Below are 24,088 nucleotides of genomic sequence, written 5' to 3' on the forward strand. Positions count from 1 at the left end.
GCGGTATCCTCGAAACATGACCGCGTTGCCCGACTGGATGCACCCTCCCCGTGAGGAGGGTTGGTACTCCGAAGACCTCGACATGCTCGTCGAGGCGCCGCGTCATACCGAACTCATCGACGGAGCCCTGGTCTTCAATATGTCACCGCAGCGCCGCTGGCACAGTCGGCTCGTCACGGCCCTGACCAACTCGCTGACGGCGCAGGCGCCCGACGGGTTCGAGGTGGATCGGGAGCTGACGGTGGTGCTCGACAGGCGCAACCGGCCGGAGCCGGACGTGCTGGTGAGCACGGCACGGATCTCCGACCAGGCGTCGTTCTATGATGCCGATTCTGTGGTCCTGGTGGTCGAGGTGGTCTCGCCGGAGTCCGAGCACCGCGACCGGGCGGTGAAGCCGCAGAAGTACGCCGAGGCGGGCATCACCCACTACTGGCGCATCGAGAACGAGGACGGCGCGCCCGCGATCCATGTCTACGAGCGCGACGACCTCACCAACGTCTACGTCCCGATCGGGATCTTCCGCGACCGGCTCGACGTCCCGGTGCCGTTCCCGGTCAAGATCGACCTCACCGATCTGCTCCGCTGACATCCGCCGCCGGCACCTCGGGCACCTCGGCGGGCAGCTGCTCCTGCTGGACGAGGTGGAGGTAGGAGAGGTGGCGCTCGTACTGGTCGAGGACGTCACCCATCAGCTGCTCGCGTGAGTAGCCGTTGACGTCGTAGCCCTGGGTGCCCTCGGCGAGGTGGACCTCGGCGCGGAAGTAGACGTCGCCGGTGACCCGGCCGACGGCGAAGGTCGGAGCGGGGCACGGCAGCGGGGTGACCTTGTAGACGAACGCGGGCGCGTCCTCCAGGTCGGTGTGGATCTGGACCCCGGCGACGCCGCGTACGGCCTTGGTCTCGGTCACGACCGAGGACAGCCCGTGTGAGGAGAGCTCGGCGGCGACCTCCTCGAGGACCGGCTTCGCGACCGAGTCGATGAATCGCTCGGTGTCCCTGGCGGTGGGATAGGTGACCGAGCGGCGCAACCGCTGCGCGAGCGAAGGACGTACGCCGCCCTCGCCCGCCCCGGCCAGGCGGGCCGAGGAGATCGCGCCCGGGAACGAGTAGCGCGCGCTCGCGGTCTTGAACGACTCCAGCCGTAGCGAGCGGTGGAGTCCCACGGCGACCAGGGCGAGCACGACCGAGAAGGGCAGGCCCATGATGATCGTCGCATTGGTCAGAGTGGTCAGCCACGCGTCACCGCCGGCGAACATCAGAGCGAGGGTCAGCGCGCCGATCGCGACCGACCAGAAGATCCGCACCGGGATCGAGCAGTCGGCCATCGGGTGCGGCAGCCGCGAGGTGAAGTTGCCCATCACCAGCGCGCCCGAGTCGGCCGAGGTGACGTAGTAGAGGAACCCGGTCATGGTGGCGAGCGCGACCAGCGCGATCGCCCCCGGGTAGTTGTCGAGGAAGGCGTAGAAGCCCTGCGCGTAGTTGGCGTTGGTCAGCTCGCCGAACTCGGCGTCGCCGCCGCGGATACGGCCGAGCGCGCTGTTGCCGAAGATCGAGACCCACAGCAGGATGAACCCGAACGGGATCATCATCACGCCGACCAGGAACTGCCGGATCGTCCGCCCGCGCGAGATCCGCGCCAGGAACAACCCGACGAACGGCGACCAGGCCACCCACCAGGCCCAGAAGAAGAGCGTCCACAGGTTCTTCCAGACGCCGACGTCGGGGTTCTCGACGGTGTCGTACGGCATCGTGTCGAAGCTCATCCCGGGCAGGTGCACGAGATAGTCGCCGAGGTTCATCACCAGCGAGTTGAGCAGGAACGCGGTGTCGTCGGAGAAGAGCACGTAGAGCATCAGCGCCAGCGAGAGCAGCACGTTGAGCTCGGAGAGCCGCCGGATGCCCTTGTCGACCCCGGAGACGGCCGAGATCGTGCCGAGCAGCACCGCGACCACGACCAGGCCGACCTGCGCGCCACGGCCCTCGGGGATCCCGAAGAGAACGTTGAGACCCGCGTTGAGCAGGGCGATCGAGATGCCGAGCGAGGTGGCGATGCCGAAGATGGTGCCGAGCACCGCGGCCATGTCGATGCCGTCACCGAACCGCCCGTGAACCCGCTTGCCGAAGATCGGGTAGAGCGCGGAACGGATCGAGAGCGGCAGCCCGTGGCGGAAGGAGAAGTAGCCCAGCGCCATGCCCATGACGGCGTACATCGCCCAGCCGGACAGGCCGTAGTGGAACAGCGTCCACCCCACCGCCTGCTCGGCGGCGGCGATGGTGCCGCCCTCGCCGGTCGGCGGGGTGAGGTACTGCGAGACGGGCTCGGCGACCGAGTAGAACATCAGGTCGGCGCCGATCCCGGCCGCGAAGAGCATCGCCGTCCAGGTGAACATCGAATATTCCGGCCGGGACTCCTCCGGGCCGAGCCGGACCCGCCCGTAGCGGGACAGACAGATGAACAGCACGAACGCGATCAGCGCGGCGGCGAGCGCGAAGTACCACCAGCCGAAGTACGTCGAGATCCACCCCACGACGCGCCCGATCGCGGCGCCAGAGGCGTCCGGCGCGAGCAGCGTGAAGAGCGTGAACGCGACCACCACCCCGGCCGAGCCGAAGAAGACGGTCTTGTTCAGCTCCGGCTTCGTCGTCGGGATCTCGTCTGGGTCTGCGGCGGGTTCACCCAAGGGCGTACGCGACGGGTCGATTGTCTCCGGCATGAGCTGTCTCCTCCGGTTGGGGTGCCCGGCACGCTAGTCCGCCCGGCGCCGGTTCGGGTCACGGTTGGGTTTCAGGACTTGTTGCGCGGATCCCCGGCCGGCCACAGCGGCGAGTCGTCGCGGTGGCGGTAGTAGGGCACATCGGAGGGCGCCAGCGGAGTGTTGCCGGCGATCAGGTCGGCCGCCTTCTCCGCGACCATCATCACGGGCGCGTAGATGTTGCCGTTGGTGACGTACGGGAAGACGCTCGCGTCCACGACCCGTAGTCCTTCGGTGCCGTGCACCTTCATCGAGGTGGGGTCGGTGACGGCCATCTCGCCGGTCCCCATCGCGGCGGTACAGGAGGGGTGCAGCGCGGTCTCGGCGTCCTTGCGGACCCACTCGAGGATCTCCTCGTCGGTCTCCACGCTCGGCCCCGGTGACATCTCGCCCGCGTTGAACGGCGCGAAGGCGGGCTGGTTGAGGATGTTGCGAGCCACCCGGACCGCCTCCACCCACTCCTTGCGGTCCGTCGGGGTGGAGAGGTAGTTGAAGAGCATCGACGGCTTCCGCATCGGGTCGGCGCTCTTGATCCGCACGTAGCCGCGGGTGTCGGCGTACATCGGGCCGATGTGCACCTGGTAGCCGTGCTGGCCCTTCTCCTGGCCGGGCGCCATCGACCCGTCGTAGCGGATCGCGATCGGCAGGAAGTGGAACATCAGGTTGGGCCAGTCCACGTCCTCGTTGGACCGCGCGAACCCGCCGCCCTCGAAGTGGTTGGTCGCGCCCAGGCCCTTCTTCTGGAAGAGCCACTGCCAGGCGATCTTGGGCCGCTGGTGCCACACCAGACCGGGCGCGATCGAGACCGGCTGCTTGGAGGCGTACTGGATGTAGACCTCGAGGTGGTCCTGGAGGTTCTCCCCCACGCCGGGAAGGTTGTGCACGACGTCGATCCCGTGCTGTCGCAGCAGCGACTCCTCCCCCACGCCCGAGAGCTGGAGGAGCTGGGGCGTGTTGATCGCGCCGCCGCAGCAGATCACCTCGCCGGCGTTGACGGTGTGCTCCCGGCGCGCCCGGCCGACACCGCGTACGTAGTCCACACCGGTCGCCCGCGGAACATCGCCGGAGGTGTCGAAACGGATCTTGGTGGCGTACGCGAAGGTCTCGACGTCGAGGTTGGGGCGGTTCATCACCGGGTGCAGATACGCGCGGGCGGCCGACCAGCGGCGGCCGTCCTTCACGTTGCGGTCGAAGGGGGCGAACCCCTCCTGGCGGTAGCCGTTGACGTCGTCGGTCAGCGGGTAGCCGGCCTCCTGGGCGGCCTCGAAGAAGGCCGAGAAGAGCGGGTTGGAGGCTGGACCACGCTCGAGATGGAGCGGCCCGGAGCCACCGCGCCACTGGTCGGCGCCGGAGGTGCCGTCCTCGAGGAAGCGGCTCTCCATGCGCTTGAAGTAGGGCAGGCAATGGCGGTAGTCCCAGGTCTCCATGCCAGGGTCGGCCGCCCAGCGCTCGTAGTCCATCGGGTTGCCGCGCTGGAAGATCATCCCGTTGATCGAGCTCGAGCCGCCGAGCACCTTGCCGCGCGCGTGGTAGACCTTCCGGCCACCGAGATGAGGCTCAGGATCGGTCTCGTAGCCCCAGTCGTAGAGCTTCGAGCCGATCGGGAACGGCAGCGCCGCGGGCATGTGGATGAACGGGTCGATCTTGAAGTCGCTGTGACCGGCCTCGAGGACCAGAACCTTCGTGGACGGGTCGGCGCTGAGCCGGTTGGCGAGCGCGGAGCCGGCCGAGCCACCGCCGACGATCACGTAGTCGTAGGTCTGGGTCATCGTCTTCACTTCTCCTCGGTGGTACGCGGGGCGAACCAGTGCTGCGGGCTGGGATCGATGTTGTGCCAGATGTGCTTGGTCTCGCGGTACTCCTCCAGCCCGGCCTGGCCGAGCTCGCGCCCGATCCCGGACTGCTTGTAGCCGCCCCACTCGGCCTGGGCCACGTAGGGGTGGTAGTCGTTGATCCAGACCGTGCCCATCCGGAGCCTCGCGGCGACCCGCTCGGCGCGGCCGGCGTCGGAGGTCCACACCGCGCCGGCGAGGCCGTAGATGGAGTCGTTGGCGATGCGGACGGCGTCGTCCTCGTCGGTGAAGGTCTCCACGGTGAGGACCGGCCCGAAGGACTCGTCCTGGGTGACGGACATGTCGGTGGTGCAGTCGTCGAGGATCGTCGGCAGGTAGTAGAAGCCGTCGGCGAGCGCGGGGTCGTCGGGGCGCTTTCCGCCGGTGCGGAGGGTGGCACCCTCGGCGAGGCCCTTCGCGACGTACGCCTCCACCTTGTCCCGGTGGGCGCTGCTGGTCAGCGGGCCGGTCTCGGCCTCCTCGTCGAAGGGGCCGCCGAGACGGATCTGCTCGGCCCGGGCGACCAGCTCGTCGACGAAGCTGTCCTTGATCGACTCCTCGATGATCAGCCGCGCGCCGGCGGAGCAGACCTGGCCGGAGTGCAGGAAGACGGCGGTCAGCGCGAAGTCGAGCGCGGTCTCGCGGTCGGAGTCGGCGAAGACGATGTTGGGGTTCTTGCCGCCGAGCTCGAGGGCCACCTTCTTCACCGTCGCCGCGGCGTTGGCCATCAGCCGCTTGCCGGTGGCCAGGCCACCGGTGAAGGAGACCAGGTCGATGCGGGGGTCCTCGGACAGCGGCGCGCCGGCGGTCGGTCCCTCACCGAGGACCAGGTTGCCGACACCCGCAGGGAGCCCGGCCTCCTCTAGCACCTTCAGCAGATGGATCGCACTGTGCGGCGTGATCTCGCTGGGCTTCAGCACGAACGTGTTGCCCGCGGCCAGGCACGGCGCGACCTTCCAGGCGACCTGCAGCAGCGGGTAGTTCCACGGCGTGATCAGCCCGCAGACCCCGATCGGCTCGTGCACGATCCGGCTCTTCACAGCAGGGTTGCCGCTGTCGATCACTCGACCGGCGTCCTCGGTGGCGACGTGCCCGAAGTGGCGGAACACCGAGACCACGTCGGCGACGTCGTACTCGCTCTCGACCAGCCGCTTCCCGGTGTCGAGCGACTCCGCGCGGGCGATGATCGCGGTGTCCCGCTCGAGCAGGTCGGCGACCCTCAGCAGCAGGTCACCCCGCTCGCGCGCGGGCGTCGCCGGCCACTCGCCACTGTCGAAGGCATTCCGCGCCGCGGCGATCGCGGCCCGGGTGTCCTCCGCCCCAGCCTCCGCAACGGTTCCGACGACCGCGCCGTCGGCGGGACAGCGGATCTCCCGCTGCTCGCCCGACTGCGCAGGCAACCAGCGCCCGTCGATGTAGATCTGGCTCATGCAACCTCCGACGTCGGGTTGCTCGACAGGCAACCGCGGGTGAATTGCAAATGATCTTGTGCCGACATGAAGGGCCAGGTCAAGGGCCGGGAGGACAAAATTGTTGCAGGTGGTACAAATTTGTTGCAACTGATACAAATGGTTGCGGCGATTGTTACAGTCGCCGCATGACGACCGCTGGTACCGCGCCTGCAAAAGATCCACAGCGCCGCGCTGCCTGGGCCGAGCTGGCGACCGACTACGTCCACGAGCACGGCCTGATCGGCCTGAGTCTGCGCCCGCTGGCGGCCGAGCTGGGCACCAGCAACCGGGTCCTGCTCTACCACTTCGGCACCAAGGACCAGCTGGTCGCCGACGTGCTCCGCACGTCCAACGAGCGGTCGGTCGCCGAGGTCGCCACGCTCGAGCCCTCGGAGGACTTGCGATCCGCTGTCTATGACCTCTGGGCGGTGATGGAGGGCGACCGGTGCAGCCGGATCTATGTGGAGGCGGCCGCGCTCGGCCTCTTCGGCAGGGAGCCGTACGTCTCGGCGGTCCGCGAAGCCAACACACTGTGGATGGGCGTTCTCATCGCGCATCTGGACAAGTCCGGCGTGGATCCCGCCGTCGCCGAACGGGCAGCCCACGTCATCGACGCCGCCTTCATGGGCTTCCAGCTCAGCCTGGGTCCCGACGGCAGCCTCCCGGAGCGCGCCCGGTCCGTCGACGATCTAGCGGACGCCGTCGCCGCTCTGGCCTGATCCACCTGGTGCTCGTTCCTCTCCTCCGACCTGTCACGGATCGGCGACTGCCGGTGTCCTAGGGGCATGAACCTCGACAAGCAGGAGCAAGACATGAGCAAGCCCCATGTGATGGTCGTCGGAGGCGGATACGCGGGTGTGATGGCCGCGAACCGGCTCACTAAGCGCGAGGACGTCGCCATCACCCTGGTCAACTCGCGCGACCACTTCGTCGAGCGGATCCGGCTGCACCAGCTGGTCGCCGGCTCGTCCGAGGCGGTGGTGGCCTACGCCGACGTCCTGAGTCCGCGCGTGCGTCTGCACGTCGGCACGGTGAGTGCCATCGACGCCGCGGCTCGGACGGTCGCGCTCGAGGACGGGGAGGAGGTGGCGTACGACTATCTGGTCTACGCCGTCGGCAGCACCGGCGAGACCCAGGTCGCCGGGGCGGCGGAGCACGCCTTCGGGGTCTCGACCTACGAGGAGGCGACCCGGCTGAAGGCGGCGCTGGAGACGACGCCGGCCGACGCACCGGTGGTCGTCGTCGGCGGCGGACCGACCGGCATCGAGGTCTCCTCCGAGCTCGCCGAGGCCGGCCGGAACGTGGCTCTGATCTGCGGAGACAGGCTTGGTCCGTGGCTGCATGAGAAGGGCCGCGCCGATGCCGAGCGCGCCCTGCGGCGGCTCGGCGTCGGCATCGTCGAGGGCGCCCGGGTGGCAGAGGTGCTGGACGGCCGCGTACGCCTCGACAACGGCCGCGAGCTGACCAGCTCGGTGACGATCTGGACCGCCGGGTTCACCACCCCGGACCTGGCGCGCCGCAGCGGGCTCTCCACCGACGAGGCCGGCCGACTGGTCACCGACGAGACCCTGACCAGCGTCGACGACGACCGGATCGTCGCGACCGGAGATGCCGCGGCGCCGTCGGGACTGGCGTACCGGATGAGCTGCCAGGCCGCCAACCAGCTCGGGCCGCTGGCCGCGGAGACGGTGCTGAGCCGGCTCGCCGGCGCCACGCCCGAACCGATCAGCATCGGCTTCGTGGGACAGTGCATCAGCATCGGCCGCGGGCTGGGCCTGGTGAACTTCGCCCGCCGCGACGACTCGGCCGTGGGCGCCCGGCTCCGTGGGATGCCCGCGGCGAAGGTCAAGGAGCTCGTCTGCCGCAGCACGATCTGGGCCCTGGGGATGGAGGCGCGTCGTCCCGGATCCGCGATCGGGTTCAAGGACCGGTCTCGCGCCGCACGCGTCCAGGCGGCAGCGGTCACGCCACTGGTCCGGGAGCCCAGCCTGTGAGTCTCGCCGTCACCGTCGTCGCCTGGCTCCTGGCCGCGCTCCTGCTCGTCGTCGGTGTGGCCCACCTGGTCACCCCCGGCAAGGTCGAGCCGCTCGTTCCGGAGTGGTGGCCGGCCAAGCGGCTGACGGTGTACGCCTCCGGGGTCGCCGAGGTGGTCATCGGGGGGTCGGCCTGCTGGTTCCGGCCACCCGCCCCTGGGCGGCCGGCGTGGCGGTGCTGATGTTCCTCGCCTACACGCTGGTCCACCTCGACGACCTCCGCCACACCGCCGGTGCCTCCCGCCGCAGCGAAACCACCAGCGGGGTCGCCACCCGGGGCGTCGTGAACCTCGCGTACGCGGGTCTGGCGACCTTCGTCCTTCTCGGCTGAGGCCGCCATGTCACAGTCCCGGGCGCCGTCTCGTCCCAAGGGTGGAAGATGTTGACCCGAGGGAGGACGACCGTGACACCTGAGACCGAGATCGAGTTCGAGGAGCTGCGACCGCTGCTGTTCTCGATCGCCTACCGGATCCTCGGCAGCGTGACCGAGGCGGAGGACGCCGTGCAGGAGACCTGGCTCCGACTGGAGGGGACCTCGACGCAGCCCGACTCGCTCAAGGCCTACCTGTCGACCGTGGTCACCCGGATCTCCCTCGACGTGCTGCGCTCCGCGCGGGTGCGGCGGGAGACGTACGTCGGGCCGTGGTTCCCCGAGCCGCTGCCGACCGACACCCACGTCGATGATCATGCGGGCCTCTACGCCAGCCCGGAGCGCGCGACGGAGCTGGCCGACTCGGTGTCGATGGCGGCGCTGCTGCTGCTCGAGCGGCTCAGTCCGCTGGAGCGGGCGGTCTTCGTGCTGCGCGAGGTCTTCCACTTCGGCTTCGCCGACATCGCCGCGGCGGTCGACCGTTCCGAGGCCGCCTGCCGTCAGCTCGCCTCCCGGGCGCGGCGGCACATGGACGAGGGCAAGCCGCGGTTCGAGGCCGACCGGCGCAAGCGCGTCGAGCTGTCCAGCCGGTTCTTCGAGGCGCTGCGCGACGGTGACCTCGGCCAGCTCCAGGCTCTGCTGGCGGCCGATGTCGAGACCGTCAACGACGGTGGTGGTGTAGCCGGTGGCGTCGGCGGCCGGTTCGGTGCGGAGAAGGCCGCGCGCATCCTGATCGCGGCGGTGCCGCCGCTGCTCGCCATCGGTGCTCGCCTGGAGCAGCGCGAGCTCAACGGCGAGCCGGGCGCCATCCTGCGCGACGCCGATGGTGCCATCCTCGGCACCTGGACCCTCGACATCCTCGACGGCCAGATCCAGCGGATCCGTTCGGTCACCAACCCCGAGAAACTGGGCCACCTGGGCCCGGTCGCCGACCTGAAGGACGTCGTACGCCGCCGCAACCGCCACCGCCGCGGGCTGTGACTGGTGGTCACAGCCCGCGACGCGGGGGTTGAGGGGGTCAGACCGTCGCGCCCTGCGGTGTCGGAGCCGGCCGCATACCGAGGTCGGCGGTACGTACGTCCTTGGTCTCGCGGGCGGTCAGGGCAGCGATCGACGCGACGAGGCAGACGACCGCGGTGTAGCCGGCGGTGACGACCCAGCCACCCTCCTGCACGCCACCCAGCGCGGTGACGATCGACGGCGTGAACCCGGCCAGCAGGAAGCCGATCTGGGTGCCGATCGCGACACCGGAGAACCGCACCGGGGTCGAGAACATCTCGCCGTAGAACGACGGCCAGGTCGCATTCGCTGCCGCGTAGCCGAAGGAGAAGGTGACGATCGCGAGCGCGAAGACGAGCAGCTCGTTGCCCTGACTCATCGAGAGCAGATAGAACGGCATCATCACCGCACTGGCCACGGCGCCGTAGATGAAGACGGGCTTGCGCCCGATCCGGTCCGCGAGCCGGCCGAACATCGGCTGGGTGAACAGCGCGACGACGTTGGCAGCGACGACCAGCCACAGCGTGATCGAGTCGACCATGCCGACCGCGACACCGTAGGCGATGGCCAGGTTGCCGAAGACCGTGGAGACGGCCGCGATGAAGGCGCAGCAGATGACCCGCACCACGTCGACCCAGTGGTCACGCAGCAGCACCGCGAGGGGCAGCTTGGCGACCTGGTTGTTGGCCTTGGCCTCCTCGAACTCCGGGGTCTCGTTGAGGCGGCTGCGGATGAAGAACGCCACCATGACCACGATCGCGGAGAGCCAGAACGGGATCCGCCAGCCGATGCTGTACTTGATGTCGTCCGGCAGCGCGACGACCGGAATGAAGACGAGCGCGGCCAGGATCTGGCCGCCCTGGGTGCCGGTGAGCGTCCAGGAGGTGTAGAAGGAGCGCTGGTCGTCGGGGGCGTGCTCGAGCGTGAGCGAGCTGGCGCCGGCCTGCTCGCCGGCGGCCGAGAGTCCCTGGAGCAGCCGGCAGAAGACCAGCAGCGCGGGCGCGATCCAGCCGGCCCGGTCGTACGACGGCAGGCAACCGATCAGGAACGTGCCGCCACCCATCAGCAGGAGGGTGAACAGCAGCACCTTTCGGCGGCCGATCCGGTCGCCGAAGTGACCGACGAAGACCGCGCCGACCGGGCGGGCGACGTACGCGAAGGCGAACGTCGCGAACGACATCACCAGCGCGGCGTCGCCGGCGCTGGGGAAGAACACGTGCGGAAAGATCAGCGCCGCAGCAGAGCCGAAGACGAAGAAGTCGTAGTACTCGACGGCACTGCCCATGAAGCTGGCCAGCGCGGCCCGGACCGGGGTCTTGCCTTCTTGGTTCTCGGTGTCAGGTCCCGCCATCGGGTCCTCCTCGGGTAGGCCCGCGGTTCCTGACCGCGGACGGGTGGGGGGTGGAGTTTTCTGGATCTTCGAATTCTTGGGGGAGGTCAGCCGGCCGCGGCCAGCTCGCGCAGGTGGGCGAGCATCCGCTCGGCATCGGGGTCGATGCCGGTGATCAGCCGGAAGGCGTCGACGGCCTGGTAGACCGCCATGTGGCCTCCGTGGAGCGTCCGGCAGCCGACCTCGCGCGCCGCCTGCAGCAGCGCGGTGTCCAGAGGCCGGTAGACGATGTCCGCCACCCACAGCTCGGGGTGGAGGAGGCTCGTGTCCAGCGGCGTACCGGGGTGGTCGGCCATGCCGACCGGGGTGCAGTTGACCAGTCCGTCGGCGTCGGGAAGGAGCGCCGGCAGCTTGTCGACGTGGCTCGCATCGACGGTGCTCTCCGGGTGGTGGCGCCGGATCTCCTCGACCCGCGCCTGGGCGCGGTCGAGGTCCATGTCGGCGATGACCAGGTTGTCGACGCCCTGGCTCACGAGTGCGTGAGCGACGGCCGATCCCGCCCCTCCCGCGCCGAGCTGCACGACGGTGCCGAGCGGGGCGCCCGGCATCCCGGTACGCAGCGCGTGGCCGAAGCCGGTCGTGTCGGTGTTGTAGCCGACGGCACCCTCGTCGGTGAAGACGACGGTGTTGACCGCACCGAGTCGGGCCGCGGTCTCGTCGAGCCGGTCGAGGTGCTCGATCACGAGCTCCTTGCACGGGTGGGTGATGTTGAGCGCGTCGAAGCCGAGTCGCCGCGCCTCCCTCATCAGGTCGCCCACACCCTCGGCAGGGATCCCCAGCTCGGTGATGTCGAGCGTCTTGTAGACGTACGACAACCCGTGCTCGAACCCTTCGCGCATGTGCAGCGCCGGACTCAGCGAGGGTCCGACGCCCGCGCCGATCAGGCCGACAAGAAACGAAGACTTCATCCAGACGATCTTTAATGTACGAACTAGTACGTTACGAGAGTGAAGGGGATCACATCCGGCACCGCGTCGTCAACCCCCGCACGGCAAAGAGCCCGTCCCCGCGGCGCGGGAACGGGCTCTTCAGGGGTTTGCGTCAGCGGGCGGTGAGCCAGCCGACGACGATGTCGCCGAGGATGCGGCGGTGGCGCTCGCGCACGTCGGGGGCGAGCATGTCGCGGCCGAACAGGAAGCCGAAGGTGGCGCTGTTGGCGACCTGGAAGACGCAGTAGGAGCTGATCATCATGTGCACGTCGACGGCGTCGACGTCGGCGCGCAGCTCGCCGGAGGCGCGACCGCGGGCGAGGACCTCGTCGAGGAGGGAGGCGGCCGGCGTACCGAGGTCGCGCAGCGACTCGACCTTCCCCAGGTGCTGGCCGTGATGGATGTTCTCGACCGAGACGAGACGGATGAAGGCCGGGTGATCGTGGTGGTGGTCGAAGGTCAGCTCAGCGATCCGTCGCACCGCCTCGACGGGACTCAGGTGGTCGGCATGCAGGCTCTGCTCCCTCTCGCGGATGCGGCGATAGGCGGCCTCGAGGACGGCGAGGTAGAGCCCCTCCTTGCCGCCGAAGTAGTAGTAGATCATCCGCTTCGTGGTGCGGGTGCGCTCGGCGATCTCGTCGACCCGCGCACCGGAGTAGCCCTGCTCGGAGAAGATCTCGGTCGCGATCTCGATCAGATCGGCGCGGGTGCGTTCGGCATCTCGCAGCCGCTCTGCCGACTTCTGGACCGATTTCTGGACCGACTTCTGGGCTGACGGTTGGGTGTCGACCATGTCCCAGAGCCTAGAGCACGACCGGCTTCCCAACTCACAACAATGTATGTACCGTTTCGTACATTAGCGACGAACGGAGAACCATGCGCACCTCGATCGCCACGGTCTGCCTCAGCGGCGGCCTGGTCCAGAAGATGTACGCCGCGGCCGAAGCCGGCTTCGACGCGATCGAGATCTTCGAGCCAGACCTCATCGCCGCACCTCAGTCCCCCGAGGAGATCCGGGCGCTCGCCGACCGGCTCGGGCTCACCCTCGACCTCTATCAGCCCTTCCGCGACGCCGAGGGCGTCGACGAGACGACCTTCCAGGACGTGCTGCATCGCGCCGAGGCGAAGTTCCGGCTGATGAACCGGCTCGGCATCGACCTGATGCTGGTCTGCAGCAACGTCGGCACCGCGACCGTCGACGACGACGAGGTCTCCGCGGGACAGCTGCGGCGGCTGGGTGCTCTGGCTGCGACGTACGACATCCGGCTCGCCTACGAGGCGCTCGCCTGGGGACGGTTCGTCGACGACTACCGGCGCTCGTGGCGCATCGTCGAGCTCGCCGACCACCCCAACGTCGGGATCTGCCTGGACAGCTTCCACATCCTCTCCCGCGGCCACGACCCCAAGCAGATCGAGGAGATCCCGGCCGAGAAGATCTTCTTCCTGCAGCTCGCCGACGCTCCGGCGCTCAGCATGGACGTGCTCTCCTGGAGCCGTCACCACCGGCTCTTCCCCGGCGAGGGCAGCTTCGACCTGCCGGCCTTCCTCGGCCACGTCATGCGCGCCGGCTACGACGGCCCGCTGTCGCTGGAGGTCTTCAACGACACCTTCCGCCAGACCGACCCGGTCCGCACCGCCCGTCAGGCTCAGCGCTCGCTGCGCTGGCTCGCCGACCGCACCGCCGACCTGCTCGGCGAGGAGGCCGACAGCTCGCTCCCCCGGCTGCCCGAGATGGCCGCGCCGGAGGCCTTCGACTTCGTCGAGATCAAGGCGCCGGACACCTCCGGCGTCGAGGTGCTGCTCGAGCAGCTCGGCTTCGACTTCGGTGGCCGCCACAAGAGCAAGCAGGTGCGCCTGTGGACCTGGGGTGTGGCCCGCGTCGTGTGCAACGACGTGCCCAGCGCCTCCCCCGAGCCGCGCATCGCGGCCGTCGGCTTCGACGTCGCCGACTCGGACCCGGCCGCCGAGCGCGCCGCCCGGCTGATGGCGCCGCCGGTCCACCGCCGGACGTACGCCGGCGAGCAGGCCCTGCGCGCCTTCACCTCCCCCGACGGCACCGAGGTCTTCCTCTCGCACGCGGAGGACTGGATCGGCGAGTTCGACGGCGGGGTGTCGAACTCCGGGCGCGGCGCCCGGATCGACCACGTCAACCTGGTCCAGCCCTGGCACAGCTTCGACGAGGCGGTCCTCTTCTACACCAGCGTGCTGTCGCTGACCCCGCAGCCGACCCAGGAGGTCGCCGGCCCGTCCGGTCTCGTGCGCAGCCAGGTGATGAGCTCACCAGCCGGCGGCGTACGCCTTCCGCTCAACCTGCTCCCAACCGGGCAGCTCCCCAACGACCAGCAGGGCCACGCCCAGCACATCGCGCTCGCCTGCCACGACATCATCGGGGTCGTCACGGCCGCCCGGGAGCGCGGCCTGCGCCCGCTCGAGGTCCCGGGCAACTACTACGACGACCTGGTCGCCCGCTTCGGCCTCGCCGACGACCTCGTCGCCACCCTGCACGAGCTCGATCTGCTCTACGACCGCGACGCCGACGGCGAATACCTGCACTGCTACACCGAGACCGTCGGCGAGGTCTTCTTCGAGCTCGTCGAGCGCCGCGAGCGCTACGACGGCTACGGCGCCGGCAACGCTCCCGTACGCCTAGTCAGCCAGGCGACCGCTGGTTGAGCCCGGCGAGCGCCAGCGAGCCGGTGTCGAAACCAACACAGTTCGTACGCGACTGTGTTGGTCTCGACACGGATTCGCTCGTTCCTCACGAATCCGGCTCGACCAGCGGGGTCAGAAGTTGCCGCGGCGCTCCTGCTCGCGCTCGATGGCCTCGAAGAGGGCCTTGAAGTTGCCCTTGCCGAAGCCGAGGGAGCCGTGGCGCTCGATCATCTCGAAGAAGACCGTGGGGCGGTCGCCGATCGGCTTGGTGAAGATCTGCAGCAGGTAGCCGTCCTCGTCGCGGTCGACCAGGATGCCGCGCTTCTGCAGCTCCTCGATCGGCACGCGCACCTCACCGATCCGGGCACGCAGCTCGGGGTCCTCGTAGTAGGAGTCGGGGGTGTTGAGGAACTCGATCCCGGCGTCGCGCAGCGCGTCGACGGTGGCCAGGATGTCGCCGGTGGCCAGCGCGAGGTGCTGGGCGCCGGGACCCTGGTAGAACTCCAGGTACTCGTCGATCTGCGACTTCTTCTTGGCGATGGCCGGCTCGTTGAGCGGGAACTTCACCCGGTGGTTGCCGTTGGCCACGACCTTCGACATCAGCGCGGAGTAGTCGGTGGCGATGTCGTCGCCGATGAACTCGGCCATGTTGGTGAAGCCCATGACGCGGCCGTAGAAGTCGACCCACTCGTCCATCTTGCCGAGCTCGACGTTGCCGACGACGTGGTCGAGCGCCTGGAAGAGGCGCTTGGGGGCGCCCTCGGGCTTCTTCAGCGTCGAGGTGCGGGTGACATAACCGGGCAGGTAGGGGCCGTCGTAGCCGGACCGGTCGACCAGCGTGTGGCGGGTCTCGCCGTAGGTGGCGATGGCGGCGATGCGTACGGTGCCGTGCTCGTCGCTCACATCGTGGGGCTCCTCCAGCACGCGGGCGCCCTGCTTGCGGGCGTGCTCGATGCAGCGGTCGACGTCGGGCACCTCGAGGGCGATGTCGATGACGCCGTCACCGTGGCGGGCGTGGTGGGTGATGATCTCGCTCTCGGGCGCGACACCGCCCTTGATCACGAACCGGACTCCCCCGCTGCGCAGCACGTAGGAGTGGTGGTCACGGTTGCCGGTCTCGGGTCCGGAGTAGGCGACCAGCTCCATGCCGAAGGCGCTCTGGAAGAAGTGGGCGGTCTGGGTGGCGTTGCCGACAGCCCACACGACCGCGTCCCAGCCGGTGACCGGGAAAGGGTCAGAGGTGTCGTCGTAGGCCACCAGGCCGACGAGCTGCTCCAGCTCGGCCAGCCCGAGTCCGGCGAGCTTCTCTTGGTTGGTCAGGGTGTCTGCAAGCGTCATGCGGGCAAGTCAAGTGGGCCGAGTCACACCAAACAAGTTGACCACCGAGCACTGGTCAATCTGTCAGATCAGACCAGTCTAAACCACGGTTTGCTAGGCAATCTGACTACCATCGAGTCATGAACCTCGATGGCCTCGACGTCACCCTGCTGGAGACTCTGCACGCCCACCCGCGAGTCGGCGACCTCGAGCTCTCCCGGGTCGCCGGCGTCGCCCGCGCCACCGTGCAGAGCCGGCTGCGCAAGATGACCGAGGCCGGGGTGATCCGCGACTGGGCACCGACGGTCGACCCGGCCGCCGCCGGCCACACGGTGCAGGCGTTCGTGACCCTGGAGATCTCCCAGGGAGCCCTCGAGGACGTACGTCGCGACCTCGCCGAGATCCCCGAGGTGCTGGAGGCGTACGTCACCACGGGCTCCTTCGACGTCTTCTGCAAGGTGGCGACCGGGTCGCACGCGAAGCTCCAGGAGGTGCTCGTACGCATCGACCAGTCCCACGCCGTGGTCCGCTCGACCAGCGTGGTCACCCTCTCCACCCTCATCGAGCCGCGCACCCTCGACCTGCTGCGCACCGGAGCCACGCCGCGCTGACCGAGCTCAAGAGGCTCTGGGCAGCTCGACCGAGACCCGGAGCCCACCGCCGGAACGGGCGAGGACGGCGAGGTTGCCGTCGTGGGCGCGGGTGATGCTCTTGACGATCGCCAGGCCCAGACCGACCCCGGGGTGGTCGCCGTGGATGCGCTGGGTGCCTCGCTGGAACGGCTCGGTGAGCGTGGCGACGAGCTCGCGGGAGAGCTCCTCGCCTGTGTTCGCGACGGTGAGGACCACGCTCCGCTCGTTGGCGGCGATGGTGACCGACACCGACCCGTCCGCGGGCAGGTTGTGGACGATCGCGTTGTGGATCAGGTTGGTCGCGACCTGCAGCAGCAGAGCCGGCGAGCCACTGACCGACGCCTGGTCTCCGGAGGTCTCGATCCGCACGCCGCGCTGCTCGGCCAGCGGCAGCAGCGTCTCGACCGCCTCCTCGGCGACCAGCGACAGGTCGACCCGCTCGCGGACGAAGGAGCGTTGGTCGGCACGGCTGAGCACGAGCAGGGCCTCGGTGAGGTCGATCGCGCGGGAGTTGATCAGGCGCAGCCGGTCGAGGAGCTCGTCGACGTCGCGGTTCGGGTCCTTGCTCGCCACGTCGAGGAGCGTCTGCGTGATTGCGAGCGGAGTGCGCAGCTCATGGGACGCGTTGGCCGCGAACCGCTGCTGCTCGGCCACCTGCGACTCGAGCTTCGCGAGCATGTCGTCGAAGCCGTCGGCCAGCTCACGGAATTCGTCGCCGGGGCCGTCGAGCTCGATCCGGTGCGAGAGCGATCCATCGCCCGCCGTACGCGTGGCCTCGGTGATCTTCCGCAGCGGCGCGAGCATCCGGCCGGCGAGGATCCAGCCCCCGACCAGCCCGAACACGAGCAGGAAGCCCATCATCGTGGCCGCCCGTGGAACGAAGGCACGCTCCAGGTCCGAGCGGTTCGGGACGAAGGGCGCACTCGGCCTCCCCGGCTGCTGCGGCCACTCCATCCACACCCCGTCAGGGACGTAGCGCAGCAGGAAGACCCACACGACGGCGAGCAGCAGCACGCCGGTGACCACGATGACCCCGGCATAGCTGAGCGTCAGCTTGAGCCGGACACTCATCCCGGGACGTCTAGGAATCGACATCGATCCGGTATCCGACGCCCGGCACGGTGGCGATGATCGCGGGCTCGCCGAGACGTTTGCGCAGGGCGGAGACGGTGATGCGTACGGCGTTGGTGAACGGGTCGGCGTTCTCGTCCCAGGCCCGCTCCAACAGCTCCTCGGCGCTGACCACGCCACCCTCGGCGGCGGCGAGCACCTCGAGCACCGCGAACTGCTTGCGGGTCAGCGCCACGTAGCGGCCGTCGCGGTAGACCTCGCGCCGGAACGGGTCGACCCGCAGGCCGGCGATCTCCCGTACCGGCGGCCGGTTGTAGGCGCGCCGCCGGTCGAGCGCCCGCAGCCGCAGCACCAGCTCACGCAGCTCGAACGGCTTGGTCAGGTAGTCGTCGGCGCCGAGCTCGAAGCCGGAGGCCTTGTCGTCGAGGCGGTCGGCCGCGGTGAGCATCAGGATCGGCATCCCGGTGCCGGAGGCGACGATGCGCTTGGCGACCTCGTCCCCCGAGGGCCCGGGGATGTCGCGGTCGAGCACGGCGATGTCGTAGGCGTTGACGCTCAACAGCTCCAGAGCCGTGTCGCCGTCACCGGCGATGTCGGCGGCGATCGCCTCCAGCCGCAACCCGTCCCGGATCGCTCCAGCCATCAACGGCTCGTCCTCGACCACCAGCACCCGCATGCTCTGATCCTAGGTTGAGGACATATCGCCGACGTATCCGAAATGCCATACGCCCTGACGACATCCGCGCGGGTTCACTGGCACGGTGACCTTCACTGTCCGACCGATCAGCCCCGCCGAGCACCTCGACCACGTCAGGTCGCGGCGGTCGGTCAGCTTCCTGCAGACCCCCGCCTGGGCCGACGTGAAGACCGAGTGGCGCAGCGAGTCGCTGGGTTGGTACGCCGGCGACCGGCTCGCCGGGACCGGGCTGGTGCTGCACCGGCCGGTGCCGCGGCTTGGCTACACGCTGGCCTACCTGCCGTGGGGCCCCGACATCGACTGGGTCGGCGGGCTCACCGTCTGGTTCCCGCCGCTCGTCTCCTACCTGCGCTCGCAGGGCGCGTTCGCGATCCGGGTCGCTCCTCCGGTGCCCACCGACACCTGGAACGCTGCACAGGTCAAGGAGGGCATCGCCGACCCCGAGGTCGTACGCCTCACCGACATCCCGGGCCGGGCCGACCTGGTCGGCGCCGAGGTGACCCGCTATCTCCGCGACTCCGGCTGGATCCCGCAGAACCCCGCGGACGGGTTCGGGGCGGGGCAGCCGCAGTTCACGTACGAGATCCCGCTGCGTCACCCGGACGGAAGCGCCCGGTCCGAGGACGACGTGCTCGCCGGGATGAACCAGCTCTGGCGACGCAACATCAAGAAGGCCGCCAAGGCCGGCGTCGAGGTCACCACCTCGGCCGGCGGCGAGGACCTGAAGGCGTTCCACGACCTCTACGTCCACACCGCCGAGCGCGACCACTTCACCCCGCGGCCGCTGGCCTACTTCGAGAAGATGTTCGCGGCGCTGTCCGCGGAGGATGACGAGCGGATCAAGCTCTACCTCGCCCGTCACGACGGCGACCTGGTGGCCGCGACGATCTACGTCCGCGTCGGCGCCCACGCCTGGTACGTCTACGGCGCCTCCTCCACGGAGAAGCGGGACGTACGCGGCTCCAACGCCTGCCAGTGGGCGACGATCCGCGACTCCCTGGCCGCCGGGTGCGACGTCTACGACCTGCGCGGGATCACTCCGACCCTGTCCACCGACGACTCCCACGTCGGGCTGATCCAGTTCAAGGTCGGCACCGGTGGACAGGCGGTGAGGTACGTCGGCGAGTGGGACCTGCCGCTGCGGCCCATCGTCTACCGGGCGTTCGACCTCTACATGAAACGGCGGAGTCGATGAAGAAGATGTCGAGCAGGAAGATCAGGGAAGGGCACCTCGGATGATCGTGAACGAATCGGGCTCGCTGACGGAGACCGGCATCGTCGTGCTGACGGTGCTGGCGTTTCCAGTGGCCGTACTGGCCGTGCCTGTGCTGGCGGTGCTGCGCCGGGTCTTCGGGGTCGCCTGGCGGCCGGCTTGGCGCCGCTCGCTGGCAGAGGTCGCCATCGTCTACGGCACCGTGCCGGGTGTGCTGCTCACCATGTTGCCCGGCAACAACGGCATCCTGTCGGGCAACGTGAGTCTGGTGCCCTTCGAGGACATGTCCACCATGGGCCCCATCGGGCTGATCGGCAACCTGCTGATCTTCGCCGCGCTGGGCTTCTTCGGCCCCATTCGCTTCCCGGCGCTCCGCTCTGTGTGGCGGGTCCTGATCCTGGCCGGCACGGCCTCGGTGTCGATCGAGATGCTGCAGCACCTGCTGCCTCTCGGCCGGGTCTCCTCGGTCGACGACGTCATCCTCAACGCCGGAGGCGCCACCGTCGCCGCGATCCTGTCGTGGCCGTGGTGGCGCCGCCGGCGACCCCTTCCGCCGACCTCAGACCAGCGCCGCGGCGACCTGGTCGAGGCGGGCTCCGCGTGAGGCCTTGACCAGCACCACGTCGCCGGGCGCGAGGTGGCTGCGGAGCCAGTCGATCGCGGCGGCGTTGTCGGGCAGGGCGAGAGCCCGCTCCCCCGCGCCGTCCGCGATGACGACAGCCGCGGCGCCGACGGTGAGGACCAGGTCGGCCCGGGTGGCGGCGTACGTCCCGATCTCGTGGTGGGCGTAACGGCTCGTCTCGCCCAGCTCGAGCATCTCGCCGAGCACGGCGATGCGGCGCCTGGCGTCGATCGAGGCGAGCGCGTCGAGACCGGCGCGGGTGGACTCGGGGTTGGCGTTGTAGGAGTCGTTGAGCAGGGTCGCGCCGCTGGCGAGGGCGCGCAGCTCCATGCGCCACTTCGAGATCGAGGCGGTGTTCAGCGCGGTCGAGGTCTGCTCGAGCGGAACCCCTGCGGCCAGCCCCGCCGCCGCGGCGGCCGCGGCGTTGAGCGTCCAGTGGGCGCCGACGAACGGGAGCGTGACGACGGCCTCGGCGTCTGCGTGCTGAAGGGTGAAGGTGGGCCGGCCGAGCCGGTCCAGGGCGAGGTCGCGCACGCGTACGCTCGCCCGCTCGCCGGCGCCGAAGGCCAGCACCGGACCGTCGGTGAGCTCACCCATGGTGAGCACACGCGGGTCGTCGGCGTGGAGCACCGCCGTGCCGCCGGTCGCCAGCCCACGCACCAGCTCGCTCTTGGCCACAGCGATTGCCTCGCGCGACCCGAACGCGCCCAGGTGGGCCCGGCCGACGTTGGTCACGACGGCGATGTCCGGCGCGACCAGGCCGGTCAGCTCGGCGATGTCGCCGATGTGCCGGGCCCCCATCTCCAGGACGAGGAACCTGGTGGTCGCATCGGCGCGCAGCATGGTGAGGGGTACGCCGAGCTCGTTGTTGAACGAGCCGGAGGTCGCGACGGTCGGCGCCTCGCTCGCCAGCACCGCCTCGATCATGTCCTTGGTGCTGGTCTTGCCCTGGGAGCCGGTGACCGCGACCACGGTCATCTCGTCGCGCAGCAGCGCGACGACGTGGGCGGCCAGCCGCTGCAGCGCGGCCTGCGCGTCGTCGACGACGACCGTCGGGAGCGCCGTCGGACGCGAGCCGAGCACCGCGACGGCACCGGCCTCGGCGGCCTGTGGTGCGTACTCGTGGCCGTCGGTGCGCTCGCCCGCGAACGCCACGAAGAGGCCGCCCGGGTCTGCCTCGCGGCCGTCGATCACGGCCGGCGCGCTCACGGTCACCGAGCCGTCGCCGACGACCTTCCCGCCGACCAACGAGGCGATTTCGTCCAAGCTGAGGGGAATCATCCCCTCAGTCTTCGAAATCCCACGTTGCCGGCGCGTATCCGCTAATCGATATACGGACGATAACTCCGCCCGGTCCGGCCACGGTGATCCGTGCAGGCACCTATCGTCGGCATATCGGAAATTCCATACGGGGCCGCAACCGTTCCTGAGGTTTGCTGGCGTCGATGATCTACCACGAGCCGACCCTGACGGCGCCGACCGAGCCGATGGAGCAGACCGTGATCTCGCCGACCGTCGGGATCACGGTCTACGGCTGCGCCCCTGATGAGGGCCTCCTTTTCGACTCATTGGCGCCAACTCTCCGGGTCTCGCTGAGGACCACGACCGAGCCGGTCTCCGAGGAGAATGCCGCCCTCGCGATCGGAGACCGGTGCATCAGCGTCAGCCACAAGTCGCCGATATCGAACGAGACACTTCTCGCTCTGCACAAGAGCGGCGTCCGATATATCTCGACGCGAAGCGTCGGTTTCAACCACATCGACGTCGACTTCGCGAAAAGCATCGGGATAACGGTCGGAAACGTCTCCTATTCACCCGATTCCGTCGCCGACTACACGTTGATGCTGATGCTCATGTCGGTGCGCCAGGCGAAGTCGACGATCCGGCGCACCGATGCCCACGACTACCGCCCGGCGGCCACGCGTGGTCGGGAGCTGCGCGACCTGACCGTCGGCGTGGTCGGGACCGGGCGGATCGGCGCAGCGGTCATCGACCGGCTGCGGGGCTTCGGCTGCGACGTACTCGCCTATGACATCCGGCCCCGACCCGCGGCCGCCGGTGTGGAGCACGTCGATCTGGACACGCTGGTCGAGCGCAGCGACATCGTCACGCTGCACGCGCCGCTCAGCGCGGAGTCGCACCATCTCCTCGACCGGCGGCGCATCGACCGGATGCGCCCCGGTGCGTACGTCATCAACACCGGTCGCGGCGCGCTCATCGAGACGCCGGCGCTCATCAACGCGCTCGAGGACGGCCGGCTGGGCGGTGCGGCCCTCGACGTCATCGAGGGCGAGGAGGGCATCTTCTACGCCGACCTCCGGGGGCGGGATGTCCCCAACACCTGGCTGGCACGGCTCCAGGAGATGCCGAATGTGCTGGTCAGCCCCCATATCGCCTACTTCACCGACCATGCCCTCATGGACACGGTCGAGAACTCCATCGTGAACTGTCGTGAATTCGAAAGCAGGTTTCGGCATGTCTAAGCTCAAGGTCGGCATCATCTTCGGTGGCGTCTTCGAGGAGCACCCCGTCTCGGTGAAGTCGGCGCAGGAGGTCGCCAAGAACCTCGACGCCGACAAGTACGAGGCCTACTGGATCGGCATCACCAAGAGCGGTGACTGGCGCCTGTGCGACGGCCCCGAGGCGAGCTGGGAGGACGGCGCGCACCGCCCGGTCGTCCTCTCCCCCGACCGCAGCGTCCATGGCTTGCTCGTCCTCGATGGGGGCAGCTACGAGACGATCCGGCTGGACGTCGTGCTCCCGGTCCTGCACGGCAAGCTCGGCGAGGACGGCGCGATCCAGGGGCTCTTCGAGCTCTCCGGGCTCCCGTACGTCGGCTGCGACGTGCAGAGCTCGGCGCTGTGCATGGACAAGTCGCTGGCCTACACGGTCGTCGGCGAGGCCGGGATCCCGACGCCGAACTTCTGGATCCTCGGCCCCGGCGAAGCCGTCGACCCCGGCGCACTCCCCTATCCGGTCTTCGTGAAGCCGGCCCGCTCCGGGTCCTCGTTCGGGGTCAGCAAGGTGACCTCTGCCCAGGAGCTGGCCGACGCGGTGGCGACCGCGCGGCAGTACGACGAGAAGGTGCTCGTCGAGGAAGGCGTCGTTGCCGAGGAGATCGGCTGCGCGATCCTCGGCAACGGTGCCGAGCTCGTCACCGGAGAGGTCGACCATGTCGCGCTCTCGCACGGCTTCTTCAAGATCCACCAGGAGGACGCCCCCGAGACCGGCTCGGAGAACGCGACCTTCATCGTGCCCGCCGACATCCCGGCCGAGGCCCAGGAGTTGGTCAAGACCGAAGCGCAGCGGGTCTACCGCGCGCTGGGCTGCCGCGGTCTGGCGCGGGTCGACATGTTCCTCAAGGCGGACGGCACCGTGGTGCTCAACGAGGTCAACACCCTGCCCGGGCTCACCTCCTACAGCCGCTATCCACGGATGATGGCCGCGGCCGGGATCTCGATGGCCGAGTTCCTCGACCGCGCGGTCACCCTGGCTCTTGAAGAGACCCCGCGATGAAGGACGGCTTCGGCTTCGTCGACGAGCTCGCGCCGGGCATCCGCTGGGACAGCAAGTACGCCACCTGGGACAACTTCACCGGCAAACCGGTCGACGGCTACCTGGTGAACCGCATCGTCGGGACCCGCGAGCTGTGCGCCGCGCTCGTCCAGGCGCGGGACAAGGCCGCTGCTCTCGGGTTCGGGATCCTGCTGTGGGACGGCTACCGCCCCCAGCGCGCCGTCGACGCGTTCCTGCGCTGGGCCGCGGAGCCCGCGCCGGAAGACGACGAGCGCAAGCGAGTCCACTATCCCGCGATCACCCGCCCGGAGATGTTCGAGAAGGGGTACGTCGCCACGAAGTCCGGCCACAGCCGTGGCAGCACCGTCGACCTGACCCTCTTCTCGTTGGCCACGGGCGCACTGCTCGACATGGGCGGTGATCACGACCTGATGGACGAGATCTCCCACCACGGCGCGGCCGGGGTCTCCGAGGTCGCGGCGCGCAACCGGTCGCACCTGTGCTCGGTGATGGAGTCGTGCGGGTTCAGCCGCTACGAGAACGAGTGGTGGCACTACTCACTCGTCGAGGAGCCCTACCCGGACACCTACTTCGACTTTCCTGTCGGCTGA

Annotated in this window: 23 protein-coding genes; 13 read left to right on the forward strand and 10 right to left on the reverse strand. The window is 69.2% G+C overall.

Annotated features, from left to right (window positions below; translation table 11 throughout):
- The first annotated feature begins 16 nt into the window (after positions 1–16).
- Positions 17–586 (forward strand): Uma2 family endonuclease, encoded by a 570-nt coding sequence (locus OH802_RS22240; protein WP_406022174.1) that lies wholly within the window; start codon positions 17–19, stop codon positions 584–586.
- On the opposite strand, the gene betT is transcribed toward OH802_RS22240, so the two are convergent.
- The 3 genes from betT to OH802_RS22255 all read right to left on the reverse strand — a co-directional run bounded on the left by betT (position 567) and on the right by OH802_RS22255 (position 6,015).
- Positions 567–2,714 (reverse strand): choline BCCT transporter BetT, encoded by a 2,148-nt coding sequence (betT, locus tag OH802_RS22245; RefSeq protein WP_406022176.1) that lies wholly within the window; start codon positions 2,712–2,714, stop codon positions 567–569. The two genes, OH802_RS22240 and betT, sit on opposite strands and share 20 nt — an antisense overlap.
- 71 nt (positions 2,715–2,785) lie before the next feature.
- The gene (gene betA / locus OH802_RS22250) at positions 2,786–4,522 is read right to left on the reverse strand and encodes a choline dehydrogenase (protein ID WP_406022178.1); all 1,737 of its coding nucleotides are present in this window, start codon (positions 4,520–4,522) and stop codon (positions 2,786–2,788) included.
- 5 nt (positions 4,523–4,527) lie between these two features.
- A complete protein-coding gene (locus OH802_RS22255; RefSeq protein WP_406022180.1) occupies positions 4,528–6,015 on the reverse strand; it encodes an aldehyde dehydrogenase family protein in 1,488 nt (495 codons plus the stop codon).
- A gap of 167 nt (positions 6,016–6,182) precedes the next feature.
- Here OH802_RS22255 and OH802_RS22260 point away from each other — a divergent pair, with 167 nt between their 5' ends.
- The 5 genes from OH802_RS22260 to OH802_RS22280 all read left to right on the forward strand — a co-directional run bounded on the left by OH802_RS22260 (position 6,183) and on the right by OH802_RS22280 (position 9,420).
- A complete protein-coding gene (locus OH802_RS22260) occupies positions 6,183–6,755 on the forward strand; it encodes a TetR/AcrR family transcriptional regulator (RefSeq protein ID WP_406022182.1) in 573 nt (190 codons plus the stop codon).
- Positions 6,756–6,848: 93 nt separating this feature from the next.
- Positions 6,849–8,030 carry an NAD(P)/FAD-dependent oxidoreductase gene (locus OH802_RS22265; RefSeq protein ID WP_406022184.1) on the forward strand — a complete coding sequence of 394 codons (1,182 nt, stop codon included), beginning with the start codon at positions 6,849–6,851 and terminating at the stop codon, positions 8,028–8,030.
- On the forward strand, positions 8,027–8,251 hold the full coding sequence (locus OH802_RS22270) for a hypothetical protein (protein ID WP_406022186.1): 225 nt from the start codon (positions 8,027–8,029) through the stop codon (positions 8,249–8,251). Before OH802_RS22265 ends, OH802_RS22270 begins: the two co-directional genes overlap by 4 nt.
- On the forward strand, positions 8,239–8,400 hold the full coding sequence (locus tag OH802_RS22275) for a hypothetical protein (protein ID WP_406022188.1): 162 nt from the start codon (positions 8,239–8,241) through the stop codon (positions 8,398–8,400). The genes OH802_RS22270 and OH802_RS22275 overlap by 13 nt, the downstream gene beginning before the upstream one ends.
- Positions 8,401–8,472: 72 nt before the next feature.
- Complete coding sequence (locus tag OH802_RS22280; RefSeq protein ID WP_406022190.1) at positions 8,473–9,420, forward strand: RNA polymerase sigma-70 factor; 948 nt, start codon at positions 8,473–8,475, stop codon at positions 9,418–9,420.
- Between the two features lie 37 nt (positions 9,421–9,457).
- Here the strand turns inward: OH802_RS22280 and OH802_RS22285 are convergent, their stop codons facing one another.
- From OH802_RS22285 to OH802_RS22295, 3 genes are all read right to left on the reverse strand, one after another.
- A complete protein-coding gene (locus OH802_RS22285; protein ID WP_406022192.1) occupies positions 9,458–10,789 on the reverse strand; it encodes an MFS transporter in 1,332 nt (443 codons plus the stop codon).
- Between the two features lie 86 nt (positions 10,790–10,875).
- Positions 10,876–11,736 (reverse strand): shikimate dehydrogenase, encoded by an 861-nt coding sequence (locus OH802_RS22290; RefSeq protein ID WP_406022194.1) that lies wholly within the window; start codon positions 11,734–11,736, stop codon positions 10,876–10,878.
- A gap of 133 nt (positions 11,737–11,869) precedes the next feature.
- Positions 11,870–12,550: a TetR/AcrR family transcriptional regulator gene (locus OH802_RS22295; protein ID WP_406022196.1), complete on the reverse strand. Its 681-nt coding sequence runs from the start codon at positions 12,548–12,550 to the stop codon at positions 11,870–11,872.
- 83 nt (positions 12,551–12,633) lie between these two features.
- Here OH802_RS22295 and OH802_RS22300 point away from each other — a divergent pair, with 83 nt between their 5' ends.
- Entirely contained in the window at positions 12,634–14,430 is a 1,797-nt protein-coding gene (locus OH802_RS22300; protein WP_406022198.1) for a bifunctional sugar phosphate isomerase/epimerase/4-hydroxyphenylpyruvate dioxygenase family protein, read from the forward strand.
- Positions 14,431–14,541: 111 nt separating this feature from the next.
- On the opposite strand, the gene hppD is transcribed toward OH802_RS22300, so the two are convergent.
- On the reverse strand, positions 14,542–15,747 hold the full coding sequence (gene hppD, locus OH802_RS22305) for a 4-hydroxyphenylpyruvate dioxygenase (RefSeq protein ID WP_406022200.1): 1,206 nt from the start codon (positions 15,745–15,747) through the stop codon (positions 14,542–14,544).
- Between the two features lie 119 nt (positions 15,748–15,866).
- Between hppD and OH802_RS22310 the strand changes: the two genes are divergently transcribed.
- Positions 15,867–16,337: an Lrp/AsnC family transcriptional regulator gene (locus OH802_RS22310; protein WP_406022202.1), complete on the forward strand. Its 471-nt coding sequence runs from the start codon at positions 15,867–15,869 to the stop codon at positions 16,335–16,337.
- Positions 16,338–16,343: 6 nt separating this feature from the next.
- Here OH802_RS22310 and OH802_RS22315 read toward each other — a convergent pair whose 3' ends face one another.
- Positions 16,344–17,429 carry a sensor histidine kinase gene (locus tag OH802_RS22315; protein WP_406022204.1) on the reverse strand — a complete coding sequence of 362 codons (1,086 nt, stop codon included), beginning with the start codon at positions 17,427–17,429 and terminating at the stop codon, positions 16,344–16,346.
- A gap of 10 nt (positions 17,430–17,439) precedes the next feature.
- Entirely contained in the window at positions 17,440–18,105 is a 666-nt protein-coding gene (locus tag OH802_RS22320) for a response regulator transcription factor (RefSeq protein WP_141804182.1), read from the reverse strand.
- A gap of 85 nt (positions 18,106–18,190) precedes the next feature.
- On the opposite strand from OH802_RS22320, the gene OH802_RS22325 reads away from it, so the two are divergent.
- Positions 18,191–19,321, forward strand: coding sequence for a lipid II:glycine glycyltransferase FemX (locus OH802_RS22325; RefSeq protein WP_406022206.1), 1,131 nt, complete (start codon positions 18,191–18,193; stop codon positions 19,319–19,321).
- Positions 19,322–19,361: 40 nt separating this feature from the next.
- Entirely contained in the window at positions 19,362–19,943 is a 582-nt protein-coding gene (locus OH802_RS22330) for a VanZ family protein (protein ID WP_406022208.1), read from the forward strand.
- Here OH802_RS22330 and murF read toward each other — a convergent pair.
- Positions 19,899–21,242 carry a UDP-N-acetylmuramoyl-tripeptide--D-alanyl-D-alanine ligase gene (murF, locus tag OH802_RS22335; RefSeq protein WP_406022210.1) on the reverse strand — a complete coding sequence of 448 codons (1,344 nt, stop codon included), beginning with the start codon at positions 21,240–21,242 and terminating at the stop codon, positions 19,899–19,901. The genes OH802_RS22330 and murF overlap by 45 nt on opposite strands.
- A 206-nt stretch (positions 21,243–21,448) precedes the next feature.
- Between murF and OH802_RS22340 the strand changes: the two genes are divergently transcribed.
- Genes OH802_RS22340 through vanX form a run of 3 tightly spaced genes read left to right on the forward strand, consistent with a single transcriptional unit; the run spans position 21,449 to position 24,088 of the window.
- A complete protein-coding gene (locus OH802_RS22340) occupies positions 21,449–22,444 on the forward strand; it encodes a D-isomer specific 2-hydroxyacid dehydrogenase family protein (protein ID WP_406029379.1) in 996 nt (331 codons plus the stop codon).
- The gene (gene vanA / locus OH802_RS22345; RefSeq protein ID WP_406022212.1) at positions 22,437–23,477 is read left to right on the forward strand and encodes a D-alanine--(R)-lactate ligase; all 1,041 of its coding nucleotides are present in this window, start codon (positions 22,437–22,439) and stop codon (positions 23,475–23,477) included. Before OH802_RS22340 ends, vanA begins: the two co-directional genes overlap by 8 nt.
- The gene (gene vanX, locus OH802_RS22350) at positions 23,474–24,088 is read left to right on the forward strand and encodes a D-Ala-D-Ala dipeptidase VanX (protein ID WP_406022214.1); all 615 of its coding nucleotides are present in this window, start codon (positions 23,474–23,476) and stop codon (positions 24,086–24,088) included. Before vanA ends, vanX begins: the two co-directional genes overlap by 4 nt.

The organism is Nocardioides sp. NBC_00850 (genome assembly GCF_045207335.1).
Lineage (GTDB): Bacteria > Actinomycetota > Actinomycetes > Propionibacteriales > Nocardioidaceae > Nocardioides.